The organism is Hymenobacter rigui (assembly GCF_003944715.1).
GTDB classification, from domain to species: domain Bacteria; phylum Bacteroidota; class Bacteroidia; order Cytophagales; family Hymenobacteraceae; genus Hymenobacter; species Hymenobacter rigui.
Map to the genome: position 1 here is coordinate 25,070 of NZ_RWIT01000007.1, position 16,635 is coordinate 41,704.

The 16,635-nt window shown below is 54.7% G+C and carries 8 protein-coding genes; 3 read left to right on the forward strand and 5 right to left on the reverse strand.

Annotated features, from left to right (window positions below; all coding sequences use genetic code 11):
* Positions 1–79: 79 nt before the first annotated feature.
* Positions 80–1,498, forward strand: a complete 1,419-nt coding sequence (gene hslU / locus EI291_RS13780; protein ID WP_125420872.1) for an ATP-dependent protease ATPase subunit HslU — start codon at positions 80–82, stop codon at positions 1,496–1,498.
* Positions 1,499–1,611: 113 nt separating this feature from the next.
* Positions 1,612–2,343: an SDR family NAD(P)-dependent oxidoreductase gene (locus EI291_RS13785; RefSeq protein ID WP_125420874.1), complete on the forward strand. Its 732-nt coding sequence runs from the start codon at positions 1,612–1,614 to the stop codon at positions 2,341–2,343.
* A 50-nt stretch (positions 2,344–2,393) separates the two neighbouring features.
* Here EI291_RS13785 and EI291_RS13790 read toward each other — a convergent pair whose 3' ends face one another.
* From EI291_RS13790 to EI291_RS13810, 5 genes are all read right to left on the reverse strand, one after another.
* Positions 2,394–3,815, reverse strand: coding sequence for a RagB/SusD family nutrient uptake outer membrane protein (locus EI291_RS13790; RefSeq protein ID WP_125420877.1), 1,422 nt, complete (start codon positions 3,813–3,815; stop codon positions 2,394–2,396).
* Entirely contained in the window at positions 3,793–7,002 is a 3,210-nt protein-coding gene (locus EI291_RS13795; RefSeq protein WP_125420880.1) for a SusC/RagA family TonB-linked outer membrane protein, read from the reverse strand. Before EI291_RS13795 ends, EI291_RS13790 begins: the two co-directional genes overlap by 23 nt.
* 242 nt (positions 7,003–7,244) lie before the next feature.
* Complete coding sequence (locus tag EI291_RS13800) at positions 7,245–7,799, reverse strand: hypothetical protein (protein ID WP_125420883.1); 555 nt, start codon at positions 7,797–7,799, stop codon at positions 7,245–7,247.
* 42 nt (positions 7,800–7,841) lie between these two features.
* Entirely contained in the window at positions 7,842–9,401 is a 1,560-nt protein-coding gene (locus EI291_RS13805; RefSeq protein WP_125420886.1) for a SusD/RagB family nutrient-binding outer membrane lipoprotein, read from the reverse strand.
* Between the two features lie 21 nt (positions 9,402–9,422).
* A complete protein-coding gene (locus tag EI291_RS13810) occupies positions 9,423–12,680 on the reverse strand; it encodes a SusC/RagA family TonB-linked outer membrane protein (RefSeq protein ID WP_125420889.1) in 3,258 nt (1,085 codons plus the stop codon).
* Between the two features lie 732 nt (positions 12,681–13,412).
* Here EI291_RS13810 and EI291_RS13815 point away from each other — a divergent pair.
* Positions 13,413–16,631, forward strand: coding sequence for a SusC/RagA family TonB-linked outer membrane protein (locus tag EI291_RS13815; protein WP_125420892.1), 3,219 nt, complete (start codon positions 13,413–13,415; stop codon positions 16,629–16,631).
* The last annotated feature ends 4 nt before the right edge of the window (positions 16,632–16,635 follow it).

The window sequence follows — 16,635 nt, forward strand, 5'->3', positions numbered from 1 at the left end:
CCACTACGCTAAACCTTTGCAGGGGTAGTGTGGTACAAATTGTTCGTCATGCCGATTACGGCATTTTTCCTATTGCCTTATGCTCGATTCCGCGGAGTTCCTGACCCCGGCCCAGATTGTTGCCGAACTCGATAAGTATATCATTGGCCAGCAGGATGCCAAGCGGCACGTGGCCATTGCCCTGCGCAACCGGTGGCGTCGGCTGCATGCCCCCGCCGATATGCAGCGCGAGATAGTGCCCAATAACATCCTGATGATTGGCTCCACAGGCGTTGGCAAAACTGAAATTGCCCGCCGTCTGGCCAGCATTTCCGGAGCCCCCTTCACCAAAGTAGAAGCCTCCAAATTCACCGAAGTTGGTTACGTGGGGCGCGATGTGGAAAGTATGGTCCGCGACCTGGTGGAGCAGTCGGTGAACATGGTAAAACAGCGCCGCAAGGAAGAGGTAAAGGTGCAGGCCGCGCAGGCCGTGGAGGATATTATTCTAGATATTCTGATTCCGCCGATTACGGCCGGCACGCCTGCTGCGGCAAAGCCTGCCGTCGGCTTTCCGTTACCAACCTCCGCAGGCGACATGCCCGATTCTGACCACGAGCTGAATGAGCGGACCCGGGAGCGGTTTCGGGAAAAAATCCGCAATGGCGAGCTGGATGAGCGAAAAATCGACATACGGGTACAGCAGAACAGCGGCCCCGGTATTGGCGTTATTGGCGGACCCGGCGGTATGGATGAGGCCAGCATGGCTGGCATCCAGGACATGCTGGGCTCCATGCTGCCCAAGAAAACCCGCAAGCGCAAAGTAACCGTAGCCGAGGCCCGCAAGATTCTGCTGGATGAGGAAGCGGCCAAGCTTATTGATATGGATGAGGTGAAGGATGAAGCCATCCGCCAGGCCGAAAACGCGGGTATTATCTTCATCGATGAAATTGATAAAGTAGCCAGCCGCAGCGGCAAGGGTGGCGGCGGCCCCGATGTAAGTCGGGAAGGTGTGCAGCGCGACTTGTTGCCTATTGTGGAGGGCTCGGCCGTGAATACCAAGTACGGCATCATCCACACCGACCACATCCTGTTCATTGCCGCCGGGGCGTTTCACGTCGCTAAGCCCTCTGACCTGATTCCGGAGCTGCAGGGGCGCTTCCCCATCCGCGTGGAGCTGCAGAGCCTGAGCCGGAATGACTTTTTCCGTATTCTGAAGGACCCCAAAAATGCGCTTACCAAGCAATACGAGGCCCTGTTGCAGGCCGAAAACGTCAAGCTGGAGTTTGATGATTCGGCCTTGGAGCGCCTGGCCGAAATTGCCTTCGAAGTGAACAGCGAGGTAGAAAACATCGGGGCCCGACGTCTGCACACCGTCATGAGCCGCCTGCTGAATGATATTCTGTTTGACGTGCCGGATGTAATCGGGGCCAACGCCCACATCCTCATTACTCGGGAACTGGTGGAGGAGCGCCTGCGGGATATGTCCCGTAATCGTGACCTGAGCCAGTATATCCTGTAAGGTTGCGCGGATAGAATGGCCCAGTCAAAAAGCGAAAAGCGGCCGGATTCCTGCCGCTTTTCGCTTTTTAACGTACTGAGCGGTATTCTTCCACGCATCAGCACCGCTACCACATGCATTACTATATCATCACCGGAGCCAGCCGCGGCCTAGGTAAAGCTTTGGCCGAAACGCTGCTACATCAGCCGGATACCACCGTTATAGGGGTATCGCGCCATGCCACCATTGAGCACGAGCGGTACCACCACCAGCCGCTGGACCTGTCGGACATGCTGGCCGTGCAGAACAATCTCCACAAAGTGTTTCCGCGTTTTCCGAATGCCAGCAGTATTACGTTGGTAAACAATGCCGGTGTGCTGGGCGAAATAGGATACGTAGGCGAGCAGCAGAATGAACACTATGAGTTTGTATTCGACGTGAACCTGATTGCGCCGGCTATGCTCATGAATACGTTTTTACAGGCCTATTCGGCCGTTTTGGTGCCGCGCACTATTCTCAACATCAGCAGTGGCGCAGCGCAGCGCGCTGTAGATGGGTGGGCGGCGTATTCGGCATCGAAAGCGGCCCTGGATGCGCTGTCCCGCACCGCTCAGAAGGAACAGGACCTGCGCGGTAGTGGCATCCGCATCCGCAGCCTGGCCCCCGGTATTCTGGACACGGCCATGCAGGAGCACATCCGCACCGCCGACACCCACCGCTTCAGCGAAGCTGGGAAGTTTACCGATTATCACAGCCAAGGACAGTTGGTAAAGCCACAGGTGGCCGCCGAAAAGATTATAGCCTGGCTGCAACGGACAATGGATTCCACGGAAGAAGTAATAACCCGAATAGACCGTTTGCCATAAAAAAAGGCCCCAGCCATATTGGCTGGGGCCTTTCTGTTTAAGCGCTGGGATTAGTAGCCAGGGTTCTGAACCAGGATATCTGTAGCCAAGTTGATTTCCCGCAGTGGCAGCGGGAATAGGTTACGGAAAGACTGATTGTATGCGTTAGGCGTGGCAGGCGGAACTGTACCGAGAACAGACTGTACCCGGTTGGTGCGCCGCAGGTCAAACCAGTACATGCCTTCGTATGCTAACTCCAGACGACGCTGTAGCAGAATATCTGCTACTAAAGCGGAAGCCGTAGTGGCCGTGGTAGGACTAAGACCTGCTCTGGAGCGGATGATATTCAGTTGCGTGGTGGCAGTAGCCAAATCGTTAGTCTGCGCAGCTGCTTCGGCAATTGTCAGTGCTACTTCCGCGTAACGAATCGAGTTGAATGGGTCATCCCGAGTCGATGTGCGCGTGTATTTCTGGTTGGTTCCGCCGGTTACTACGTTTACAGCCAAGCGCTTGTCACCTGCCGGGTGAGCGGCTGCCAGTGCTGCGCCGGGGTCAAACTCATTGCGTCCACCAGGCGAAGGATACCAGTAGAATGCGTAAGAGTTCTGGTCCGTAGATGAGAAAGCCAACTGCCAGATAGCATCAGGCGTGGTCGTGCCAGTCGGAACTGCCGTTGCAAAACCAGCCGGTACAGGCACTAAGTTAGCGAAGCGCAAAGCGTCTGCATAATTGCGCATCCGTAACTCAAACCGGGCACGCAGGGCCTGCGCCGAGTTTTTTGTGATACGGTTACCCGTGCCAACGGCTAGATTATCAATAGCATAATCAAGGTCAGCACGAATAGCGGCAGCTACTTCTGCCTCCGATGAACGTGCAATGGGCTTGGTATCAGGGCCAATGTCAACGGTTGGCTTCAGGCGCAACGGAACTCCAAGTCCACCGGTGTAACCGTAGCCTTCCGATGTGCCACCCCACAACGCAAGCAGGTTCATGTAGTGGTAAGCGCGCAGGGCGCGGGCTTGCGCAATGGTGCTTTGCTTAGGGAAAGCTGGATCCGAAATCTTTTCGCTTTCCTGAATGAGGTAGTTAGTGCGGTGGATAGCCGTATAAATAGCCGACCATGTGTTGCCTACCTGAATGTTATCAGGCAGAACTTGGTTTTGAGCCGTTACTCCGTAGGTCGTTGTGAACGTACCAACAAAGCGGATTTCACCCGCAATAAGGTCAACCAACGAAGGATAAGCCAACCCCATGTAATCGGCCGACTGCGTTGCATCGTAAGCCCCCAGCAGACCAGCGGCGGCATCCTCTTTCGTTGTAAAGCCGGTATCAGAGCTTACGCTGTTCCGGGGCTCCACATTTATAGCCTTATCGCAGGCTCCTGCTCCCAGGCCCAAAGCCAGTACAAAAGCAGAGCGCGTAGCGAAACGACGTACTGAAACTATGTTCATGATAAAGTCTCTGAAAAGATTAGAATCCCAGCGTGATACCACCCGTGATGGTACGAGCCTGCGGATAAGTGAAAAAGTCGGTGCCCAATGAGGTATTGGAGCCACTGAAGGTGCTCACCTCCGGATCAAGACCCGAGTAGTTGGTGAACGTTACTAGGTTTTGCGCCTGAGCAAAAATCCGGGCCGAACGTATGTGAGCACGGCTGGACAGGGCAGCCGGTAGGGTGTACCCCAGCGTGACGTTTTTCAGGCGAGCGTATGAACCATCCTCCAAGAACCGGTCGGAAGTCCGGGTGTTGGTGTTGGGGTCACCGTACACAGCACGTGGCACTTTCGTGTTTGTGTTGGTCGGGGTCCAGCGGTTCAGCACTACGGCATCCTGACCGTACGTGGTGCTCATGCCCTGTGTATTGCTGGCGGCGCTGTTGTAAATGTCGTTGCCGACGTTGAACTGAAGGAATGCAACCAGATCAAAGCCTTTGTAACGCAGCGTGTTATTGAAGCCACCATAGAATTTCGGCTGTGCATTGCCGATGATCTCCTGGTCAGCAGCCGTAACCCGCCCGTCGCCGTTAAGATCCTTGAACATGATGTCGCCAGGGCGGGTAGCCGTGCTCTGGTACGTAGCGGTTGAACTGCCCGTAGCTGCCTGCGCGGCGGCATTCAGCGTGTTGATTTCCTCCTGGCTCTGGAAGATGTGGTCAACCCGGTAACCATAGAATGCACCCAGCGGCTCACCTACTTTCAGGCGGCTTGCAAAACCCGAGGCTACCCCGGTTGGGCTAGGATCAGAGATTTTAGTAACCAAGTTGCGGTTGAAGCTGATGTTAAAGTTGGTTTCCCAGTTGAAGCCGTTGTTGTCGTTCCGGAAGTTTACCGTAGTCAAGGCAAACTCCAGCCCCTTGTTCTCTAAGTTACCTACGTTGGCACTGTAGCTACGGAAACCTGTATCCGATACGAGCTGCTGAGCCAGTAGCAGGTCATCCGTTTTCCGCTTGTACACATCAGCCGATACGTAGAAACGGTTATCAAGGAAACCGAGGTCAATACCCACGTTGGTATTGCGGGTACGCTCCCACTTCAGTTCCGGATTGGCCAGTTGGCTTAGAGCCAGACCACCTTGGTCGAGGTAGTTGTAGCCCGGGCTGATGAGGCCACGGGAGCCAAAGTTGGCCGTGGGCTGGTTACCGGTTTCACCGTAGCTACCACGCAGTTTCAGTTCGCTCAGTAGGGTTTGATCCTTGAGGAATCCTTCTTCCAGGATACGCCAGCCAGCTGACACAGCCGGGAAATAACCTACCTGGTTGTCTGCCCCGAAGCGTGAAGATTGGTCACGCCGCAATGAGGCTCCGATCAGGTAACGGCCTTTGAAGGAATAATCTACCTTACCTAGCACGCCAAATAGCGCATTACCGGTACCGCTGGAGGTAGCCGCCGTTTTGGTTGCCCCTGCCGATAGTTCACGGATAGAGTTGCTGGGGAAGCCCGTCGACTGAGCGAATGTGTCGCGGTATGAATCACGTTGAAATTCACCCACTAACAATGCGCTTATCGTATGGTCGCCGATAGTTTTGGCGTAGTTGAAGGCACTGATGTGGTTGTAGTTCACATCCTGCAGGGTGGCTACTGTGGCTTCACCACGTACGGCAGCACCGGCATTGGTCAGGGTAGAGTAGAAACGGTCGTCACGGCCATAAGTGAAGTCAAGGCCGAATGTAGCGCGGTATTTGAGGTTTTTGATCAGCTCAAACTCCGTATACTGGGTGCCAATCAGGCGGCTGTTAGTGCTCTTGATGAAGGGCTCCTTAGCCGCTGCCACCGGATTTTCCAGCGAACCAACTTTATAATACGTACCGTCCGCATTATAAATGGGCAGGTCACTGGCGTACAGCCGGGAAGTAGTAAGTACCCCGTAGATGCTGTTGTCGTTGTTGATGCGGTTGTTAACGCTTTGCGACAAACCAATGGATACACCCATTCGCACCTTATCGGAAAGCTTGTTGTCGAGCGACGTACGGGCGCTGGCACGGGAATACCCTGAGCCGATAATAGTGCCCTGCTGATCGAAATAGTTCAGTGCTACCCGGTAGCGGTTCTGCTCGTTACCGCCCGAGAAGGTCAGGCCATAATTGCTGATGGCCGCGCTGCGCAGGACCTCGTCGCTCCAGTTAGTGGAGGGTGCCGTCGAGGGATTCTGGAACTGGCTGAGTGTCCGGATGGGGCCTGCGTCAACATACGACGAAATACCATTGGTAGTAGTAGCGCCTCCGGGACCATAGATATAGGCCGCCAGATCCGCGTTGGAACGGAATACCCGGTTGCCGAAGGTGGCATCTGTGGGGTAGTTACCCGCAGCGTTGGCCGGGTAGCGGTTGGCCGCGGCATCCAGGAATAGCTGGGTTTGCTGCTCACCATTCAGCACTTCTGGTTTTTTCCATACCGTCTGAACCCCGGTGTAGTAGTCCAGATCAATACGTGGCTTGCCGGCTTTACCTTTTTTAGTGGTAATGATAACTACACCATTGGAAGCGCGTGAGCCATAAATAGCCGCCGAAGCAGCATCTTTCAGGATTTCGATGCTCTCAATGTCGTTAGGGTTCAGGTCATTCAAGCCGTTTGTCAGCTGGTTGCCGGTGCCTAACTGAGTGGTGTTGCCCGAGATGATTGGCAGACCGTCAACTACATACAAAGGCTCATTGCTGCCGCCGATGGAAGCTGCGCCCCGTACACGAACAGCAATGCCCGAGCCAGGAGTACCGGAGTTTTGAATTACCTGTACACCTGCAGCCCGGCCTTGCAATGCTTGGTCCACCCCAATGATTGACTGGTCCTTGAAGTCAGATGCTTTAACTGTTGCGATGGAGCCGATAACATCCCGGCGTTCCTGCTGCTGACCGTAGCCGGTCACCACTACCTCGCTCAGCGCTTTGGTATCAGCGGAAAGTGCTACAGCATAGGTCGATTCACTGCCGATAGTAATTTCCTGGGTCAGATAACCAATGGAAGAAACAAGCAGTGTTTGGCTAGCGGAGGGAACGGTAAGGGTGAATGAGCCGTCAGAGTTGGTAGAAACTCCATTCGTAGAACCTTTTACCAACACAGTAACGCCCGGAAGGCCTTCACCAGTGGTACGGTCAGTAATCCGACCGGAAATAGATCTGGTTTGTGCTACCGTTTGAGTAGCCACCAGAGTAGCCAGCGGTAACAAAACAAGTAAGGGTTTTTTCATCGAAATGATGCAAAAAGGTGGATGGTAAGTATTTGGGAGGAGCAAACGCTAGTATGAGAATTCTAAAATTAAGACCTGATCATTGAAAGTATTCAACCCAATGGTAAATAAATATGTTATTTCTGGCTGAATGTGTCTTTTTTCCGGATGAAAGGGGCTATTTGCCGGATATAGAATAAGGTGAAAAAGAGATGAAATCTTCGTTCAGAAGGATTCAGTCCAAGCAAGTTGGAAAAAGGTAATCAGGGCACCCGGATGACGGCCACAGCCGCATACGGCGCGTTGGCCAGGGCACCCTGAATCTTGCCACCATCCAGTGGCGTTAGTACAATGCGACGTCCATCCGTCAGCACGTATTCAAACGTGAAGACGATTTCGTCGCGCTGCACGAAGAAGTTGGGCTGAAAAGGTACCTGCGTGGTCTGGCCGTTGGTGGTGACCGTGCGCGTCAGGTTCTGCAGCACATCGGAGAAGGGGATGGTCAGGGTCGCCGGAAACGAGGATACCGTTTTGTACAGAATGCGGGGCTCCACGCTGGTCCCGCGCCGGAAGGTTTTATATACTTCAATGGACGCCAGCTGAATGTCGCGCTGGTTGCCGGGGTCAATGGTAAACTCAAACACCGGGTTGGCGCTGCTCCGGACTTGGTTGTAGTCGTAGAATGACTTGGTGGCCGTAACGGAGGGGAAGATGACGGGCAGGCTTTCCAGTTCCGGGTAGGGGTCCTTGTCATCATTGCGGCAGCCCGATACAGTCAGCAGACCGAGCAGAAACAGGAGAAAAGAGAAATATTTCATAAGAAACGTATTGTCAGAAGTACAGGTGGAAAAGACGGACGCTTAATTCGGGTCCCAGAAAACACGGTCGGTGGCCACGTTCACCTGGGCCGGCGCATTGGGGTTGGCCAGCAGATCCGACTGGCGGTAGGGCAGGCGCAGCGGGAATGGGCCGGTGGCTACCGTCTGCGCATCGTTGTCGTCATCGGCACTCACAATCACCGGGGCGAGGTTGGTGCGGCGGTAATCGGTGTACAGGTCCAGGCCCGAGCCGAAACTGGCAATGTATTTCTCTGTCATAATCAGCCGCAGCTTGTCGGTATCAGTAGCGGCGTTGGTGTAGCGGGTGAGGGCCGCCGTGACGTAGTTGTTGATGCTGGTAGCTGAAATAACAGGGCTGCCATCGGCCGTAGCAATGGCATTCACCTTATCAAACGCAGCCCGGATACCGTCCTCGTAAGCCTGGCGTGCCGCTGCGGGGTTGCTCAAAACCGTCAGCTGCAGCTCCGCTTCGATAAATTTGCGCGAGAAGAATGGCAGAAAGTGCTGGGCTACCACCCCTTTCCCGGACGACTGAGTGGCCAGCCCGCCGGAGTTGTTGTCGTACTTGCCGCCGATGGGGTACAGGCCCTGCAGGGTACGCAGGCTGGAGTTGTTGGTAGCGGCGTTGGGGCCTACGCTGCCGAAACGCGTTGAAATGAACTTCCCGTCCTGAAAATCCACCGTTTGCGCTACCGAGGACGTTACCTGATTATAGAAGTAGTACGGAATGCGCGGATCAGTCCGGGACTTCATCAGCTGGAAAAACCGCGGATTGATGCTGTTTTCCCGGCCGCTATTGGCGTAGTCGCCGATAAAACCCAGGTTGCGGTTATCGGGCTGGGTGCTGGCACCGTACCGGAACTCGAAGTCGGCACCGCTGGGCAGCAGGTCGCCGGCAGCCAGTAGCGCCGCCACAGGCTGCTGCACGTTGCGCACCAACCGCACCTGGTTGTACATCTTCAGCTTGATAGTGGAGGCCAACTGCCGCCACCGCGTCAGATTCCCATTATAAATCAGGTCACCGCTGATGGTACTGCTTGGATCCTTGGCCAAGTTGGCAATACCCTCATCCAGCAACCGAAACAGGTCGTCGTAAATCTGCGCGTCATCATCGTAGCGTGGGGCACGGTTAGCTGCCCCCTGCAGGGCTTCTGAGTACGGAATGTCGCCCCACATATCCACCATCTGGCTGAAAATGTAGGCTTTCTGAATCTGGGCAATGCCCACGTATGCCCACTGCTGACTGGCCGTGCTCTGCCGGATAATCTGCTCGTTATTCGAGAGGGCATCGGTATACAGACCAGCCCACTCATTCTCGAATGATTGCCCGGTGAGGGTGTAGGAGCCAATGCGGGTGTTTACCAGCTGTTGCATGATGGCCGAAGTAGGCTGACTCAGGCCGTTCACGCTTTGGCCTAAGTACGTGCTCATAGCCGCCTGAGTGGCCGCCAGCAGCAGGGGACTTTCCACCTGCGTGGGGTTCAGTGGGTCGGTGTTAACATCCAGGAAATCGTTGCAGCCGGTGCCCAGCGCCAGTAAGCCAAGCAGGCCAAGGGCTGGCAGAGTTTTGCGGAATAGCATATTCAGGGAAGGAAGACGAGGTTAGAAGGTAACGCGCAGGTTCACGCCGTAGCGGCGGGCCGTGGGGGCGTTGGTGTACTCAAAGCCTTGGGCGTTAGAGTTGCTGAACGAGCTGGTTTCGGGGTCGAAGTTGGTGTACTTCGGCAGGTTAGGCGAGTACCAGTATAGGTTGCGGCCTGACAGCGAAATGGTCAGCCCGCCAATTTTGGCCTTCTCCACCCACTTGGTCGGCACGGCAAAGCCCAGCGTAATTTCCCGAAGGCGCACCGTAGTGGCATCGAAGATGGAATACTCGTCCGGGCTGTTCAGGGCAATAGAGCCGCCAGCCGACTGGAAGTACAGGTCGTTGACGGAAATGGCGCGGTTGTTTGGAATGGTGCTGCCATCGGAGTTGCGCTGGGGCTGCTGCAGGTTGGCCGGGTCGGCCAGTACGCCCTTAATCAGTACCAGCCGCTCCCGGTCTTCCGTGTCCTTGGTCACACCCCGCCCAATCAACGACTGGATGGTGGTGGAGTACAGGTCGCCGCCGTAACGGTAGTCAACCACGGTATTCAGGGTAATCCACTTCCAGCGGAACGAGTTGGTAAAGCCCATCTGGAATTTGGGGTTCGGATTCCCGATTACCTTAAATTCCGTGGACTCAACCAGCGCGCCGGTTTTGGGGTTGATCAGGAGGTTGCCGTTTTCATCCCGGGCCGCCACCGAGCCGTAAATCAGGCCGTACTGGTACTTCTTGCCATCTTTCGGGGCGAAGTGAATGGCCTGCGGGCCGCCAGCAAAAGCCGGAGCGTTCAGCGGCAGCTGATCTAGGCCTGGGGCAAGGGCTTCAATCAGGTTAAGGTTGTGGGCAAAAGTGGTGTAGCTGTTCCAATTGAAATTCTCCGTTTGCACCGGTATCAGCGTCAGGCCCAGCTCCACGCCTTTGTTGGATACCTCGCCGAAGTTGGTGAGGTACTGGCTGAAGCCGGTAGCCGTCGGAATCTGGATGGGCGAAATCTGATTGGTCGTGTGCCGGTTATAATAGGTAGCCTCCAACGCAACACGGTCCTTCAGAAAGCCCAGGTCAAGTCCTACCTCAGCGCTGGTCGTGAATTCCGGCGTCAGGTTGGGGTTGCCGATAGTACCGGCGAAACTGGCCCCCGGCGTCAGAAACGATACCCCATCGGCTCGGAATGGGAAATCGGTGCTGCCGGCGTTGTTCCCATACGATGGGTTAATAATGTAGCGAGTCGCCAGGGAGTAGGGGTCGGCGTCGTTGCCGGTGCGCGAGATGCTGGCGCGCACTTTGCCCAGGTTCAACCAGTTGTACTTCAGATCGAAGGCATCGGTGAATACAAACGACACCCCGGCACTGGGATAGAAGAAACTCCGGTTGCTGGTCGGCAGGGTAGAGGACCAGTCGTTGCGGCCCGTCAGGTTCAGATAGGCCCAGTCCTTATACCCCAGCGTTACGTCGCCCAGTACTCCGAACAGGCGCCGCTTGCTGTAATCGGCTCCGTTGGTGAAAATTTCCTGAGTGTTGCTGATGTTGTCGATGCCGAACACGGTAATCTTGTTACCGCTGAACGAGGTGCTTTCGAACTGACGCTGGTTGATGTTATGGCCCACCACGGCCCGCAGCGAAATATCTTCGTTCAGGTTGCGGTCGGCCGTCAGCAGCAGCGTTTGCTCCAGTTCGGTGTTGCGGATATTGTCTTCCAGAATATTGCCCACGCCACCGGCTCCCACCGAGCCCGGCCGGATGGTCGTCCGGCGAGCTTCCGTGTAGGTATTCACCCCGCCCACGTAGCTCAGACTTAGCCAGCTATTGATATCATAGCCAAGGGATACATTGCTCACCACCCGGTCTACCTGGGAGGTGTAACGGTTGTTCTTGACTGACCACAAGGGGTTATCGGCCTGACCGGTCAGCCAGCCGTACACCGAGCCCCGGGTGAGCGGATTGGTAGAAGGCAGCCCCATCAGATCTATGTTGCGCGGCTGAAACAGGATGCGGGCAAACGCCGAGGCATTGCCGATGGCATTGTTGGCCCCCAGCTGCGGCCCCTGCTGGTTGCTGTTCGTATAGGTTACGCTGCCCCCAATCCGCAGCTTATTGAACTGCGACGAGCCCCCGGCGCTGATGCTGTTGCGGATAAAGTTCGACTCCGGAATCATGCCCTGCTGGTCAGCCCGCGACACGACGCTGGTGAACGTAGCATTATCCGTTGTTCCCGTCAGCGTTACCGAGTTTTCAAACAGCCGGCCGGTGTCGAAAAAGTCCTTCACATTGTTCGGGTAGGCCTTATACTCATAGGTCTGATCCACATACTCCGGAAAAGCCGTCTGCAGCTCGGGTAGCGTGGCCAGAGGATGCTGCACCGGAGCAATAGTGCCGAACCGGGGCCCCCAGCTGCCATTGGTGGTACCGTACGCAAAGTTGGAGCCCGAGCCGTATGAGTTCTGATACTGGGGCAGGTTGGCTATTTTCTCCAGCGAGAAAGCCGAGCTGTAATCTACCTTCACGCCTTTCTGGGCGCGTTTCTTACTACCGGTTTTGGTGGTAATCACAATTACCCCGTTTGCCCCCCTTGAGCCGTAGAGGGCAGCTGCCGCGCCGCCCTTCAGCACGTTCATGCTTTCGATGTTGTTGGGGTCCAGGTCGGCAGCGCGGTTGGAATAGCCGGCACCCCGCACCAGTGGACTGTCGGAGTTCAGCTGGTCGTTGTTGAACGGGATTCCGTCCACAATAAACAGTGGCTGGTTATTGCGCTGCAACGATGAGTTACCTCGGATGGTAATGCGTGTGGAAGAGCCTGGCACTCCACTGGCGCTGGTAATATTTACGCCCGGAATCTTGCCCTGCAGAGTCCGCAGCACATCCGGCTCCGACTTCTGCACTACCTGCTCGTTCTTGATTTCGCTGACGGCATAGCCCAAAGCCCGTTTCTCACGCTGAATACCGGCCGCCGTAACAATTACTTCACTGAGTTCCTCGGTATTTACGGCCAACGCAACATCCAGCACGGCACTGCTGCCGATACTGATTTCCTGGATGGTGAACCCCAATTGTTTAACCACCAGCGTAGCAGCCGATGCCGGAATACTAAGGCTGTACTGTCCCTCTGCATTGGTTGCAGTACCAATCGTGGAGCCCTTCACAATCACGCTGACGCCGGGCAAGCCTTCCTTGGTCGTTGCGTCCAGCACGCGGCCAGTAATAGTTCGGGTCTGCGCCTGGCTATGCCCAATAACAGACAAAGCCAGGAGCGGAGCCCCCAGCAGGTAATGGTGTTTCATGAAACAGGAAGTAGAGTTGGGACTATAGAAAGGGAATGAGAGTGACGCCTGAGTGGCTAAAGTAGTTTTTTTGCACTTAACACTGGTGTTGGTGCTATTTTATTGAGGAATTTGAATGGAAAACCAAGAAAGTATGCGATACTCGTAAGGAAGCGTTTGCATGCGAGTGGCTAGTGTGACTCGCTTAGGAAGATGGAACCAGTGCAACCCGTGGCTTCACAGCCTTATGGGTAGTGCCTTTTATGAAATGGTTTTAATCTGTGTAAAACTCACACCTAATGTAATGAGAGTCCGTTTGAGGTCCAGCTAACAGCCCGGAATCCAATGGCCTCCATCTGGTTGCGTAATTAACTATGACAGCGGCAAAGCAGTACTCCATAAGTGTCGCTTCATTGTTGTAGCAAGCACACGAAGGGTGTTATTGATGTCCTGTATGCGTACCAAGCGCAGCCCCAAACCATAATTTCTTCGCAATCTTGCAGGCACACTGTCTGATAAGATGAACAGTAATTAATGATTTATTAAAAATAAATCAATTAATATTTGTATTAATTTAAGTTGATAGGAATGGGAACTGATGGAGGCAGGCGTATTGTAGCTTATATTGCAATAAATGTTCAAACAGTTGATTACTTTTAGCGAAGAATGAGAGCAGTGTTTAAAATTTTTCAGTTTTAGACATCAAATCCTAACTTGGAGCTCAGTTTAACTCACCAAACCTTTTTCACTCACATGCGGAAAATTTTATTGACGGCGGCTCTCGCCGCGCCCGTACTGTTGCAGCAGGCGGCCGCGCAGAACCGGCAAATCTCTGGGCGGGTTACCGACCGTTCGACTGGTCAAGGCCTTCCGGGAGTTACGGTACTCGTTAAGGGTACCACTATTGGTGTTTCCACCAACTCCGACGGTACCTATACCATTAGCGCACCTGCAACTGCCACCACCCTGTCGTTCACTTCAATTGGCTTTGTAGCCGTGGAGCGGACAATTGGTGATGCTTCCACTATTGACATTGGGCTGGCTACTGACTCCAAGCAACTGGGCGAGGTAATTGTAACGGCTCAGAACGTAGAGCGTACCCGTAACTCGCTGCCTTATTCGGCTACGCAGGTTGAGGGTGACAACATCACCAAAGCTCGTAACCCCAACTTCATCAACGGCCTGTCCGGTAAAGTAGCTGGTGTTCAGATCCGTCAGAGCAATACGCTCGGTGGTTCTACCAACGTCCTGATCCGGGGCACCAAGTCGCTGTTCGGTAACAACCAGCCCCTGTTCGTAGTGGACGGTGTTCCAATCAGCAACGCCAACACCAACTCTACTAGCCAGCAGACGGGTGGTGGTGGCTACGACTACGGTAACGCTGCCGCTGACATCAACCCCGACGACATTGCTTCAACGACTATCCTGAAAGGTGCTGCCGCAACGGCCCTGTATGGTGAGCGTGCTGCCAACGGTGTAATCCTGATTACCACCAAGAAAGGCCGCAAAGGTCTGGGCGTAACCATCAACCTGGGTGCTACAGCCGGCCGGATTGACAAGAAAACCTTTATCAAGTATCAGGACCAGTACGGTGCCGGTTACGGCCGTTACTACGAAGATGCTTCGGGCTTCTTCCTGTCGCGCGACATCAACGGCGACGGTGTTGATGATCTGGTGACGCCTCTGTCGGAAGATGCCTCGTACGGTGGCAAATTTGACCCGAGCCTGATGGTGTATCAGTGGGATTCATTTGATCCTACTTCACCCAACTACAAGAAGGCTACACCTTGGCAGGCTGCCAAAAATGGCCCGGAAGCTTTCTTCAAGACGGCTTTCACCCTCAACAACAGCGTTTCCATCGACGGTGGCAACGACAATGGCTACTTCAAGCTGGGCTACAACAACATCCGCGACAAGGGTGTGCTGGAGAACTCCGAAGTAAACAAGAACATTGTCAACTTCGCCGGCTCGCTGAACCTGACGCCCAAGCTGACCACGACGGCTGCTATCAACTACACGCGTGTTGATGGCAAAGGCCGTTATGGCACGGGTTATGGTGATGGCAACGTACTGACCAACTTCCGTCAGTGGTGGCAGACCAACGTAGATCTGAAGGAGCAGAAAGCCGCTTTCGAGCGTACCGGCCGCAATGCTACCTGGAACTACTCTGACCCCAGCGACCTGTCGCCCATCTACTGGAACAACCCCTACTGGGTACGTTACAAAAACTACGAAACCGACCAGCGTAACCGCTTCTTCGGTAACGTAGCCGCCACGTATAAAGTAACTGACTGGTTTAACATCCTGGGTCGTGTAACCGCTGACTCCTACGATGAAATTCAGGAGGAGCGCAATGCCGTTGGTAGCGTAGGTCTGTCGAGCTACAACCGCTTCAACCGTACCTCGCGCGAGTACAACTACGACCTGATTGGTAACTTCTCGAAAAACGTTACCGATAACTTCAGCCTCAAAGGCTTGATCGGTGCTAACCTGCGTCGTCAGTATGTAAGCTCCATCTTTGCTGCCACCAACGGTGGTCTGGTGGTGCCGGATCTGTACTCGTTGTCTAACTCGGCCAGCGACCCGCTGCCCCCGACTGAAAACGAAACCAAAATTGGGGTAGATGGCATTTTTGCCAGCGCTACGCTTGGTTTCCGCGAAATGATCTTCCTGGATCTGACCGCCCGTCGTGACAAGTCGACTACGCTGCCCAGCAAGAACAACACCTTCGTGTATCCTTCGGTGGCTGCCGGCTTCGTATTCTCGGAGTTGATGAAGGACGTGTCGTGGCTGTCTTACGGTAAGATCCGTGCCAACTACGCCGAAGTAGGTCAGGGTGCATCTGCACTTGCCGTAAACGACATCTACACGAAGATTTCGACCTTTAATGGCAACCCGCTGTTCTCGGTGCCGGGTGTGAAGAACAACCCCGACCTGAAACCGGAGCGGACGAAGAGCGCTGAGGGTGGTCTGGAAATGAACTTCCTCTCCAACCGCGTAGGCTTCGACTTCACGGTGTATCAGCAGAACACGGTTAACCAGATCATTCCGGTTACCCTGTCGACGGCCACGGGCTACAGCTCGCGCTACGTAAACTCGGGTGAGGTGCGTAACCGCGGTATCGAATTGACAGCCTTCGTAACGCCGGTTAAAACGGCTGACTTCTCGTGGACGCTGAATGCCAACTGGACGCGTAACCGCAACGAAGTTCTGTCGCTGTACCAGGATGTGAAAAACATTGTACTGGCTACGTACCAGGGCGGTGTTAGCTCCAACGCTACTGTAGGTGAGCCCTTCGGCTCCATCCGTGGCTCAAACTACGTGTACAAAGACGGTCAGAAAGTAGTTAGCTCGACTACTGGCTACTACCAGCAGTCGGCTACCTCTAACGAGGTAATCGGTAACCCCAACCCTGACTGGACCGGCGGTGTTTCGAACACCCTGAACTACAAAGGGCTGGCTCTGTACTTCCTGGTTGACGTTCGTCACGGTGGTGATGTGTTCTCGCTGGACCGCTACTACGGCCTGGCTACCGGTATGACCCCGGAAACGGCTGGTCTGAACGACCTGGGCAACCCTTCGCGTAACACAATTGCCAACGGCGGTGGTGTTATCCTGCCCGGTGTGCTGGCTGATGGTACGCCAAACACGAAGCGCGTAAGCAACACGAACTACGGTCTGTATGGCTACCTGCGTAACCCTGCTGCTGGTTTCGTGTACGATGCCAGCTTCGTGAAGCTGCGCGAAGTGTCGCTGACGTATTCGCTGCCGACCTCTATTACCTCGAAATTCGGTGCTGTGAAAGGCATTGACTTCTCGGTAGTAGGTCGTAACCTCTGGATTATCTCCAAGAATCTGCCGGATGCTGACCCAGAAGATGCTTTGAGCTCAGGTAACCTGGGTCAGGGTTATTCTTCGGGATCTTTCCCTGCTGTTCGCACGTTTGGTGGTAACATCCGCTTAAGCTTCTAAGGAA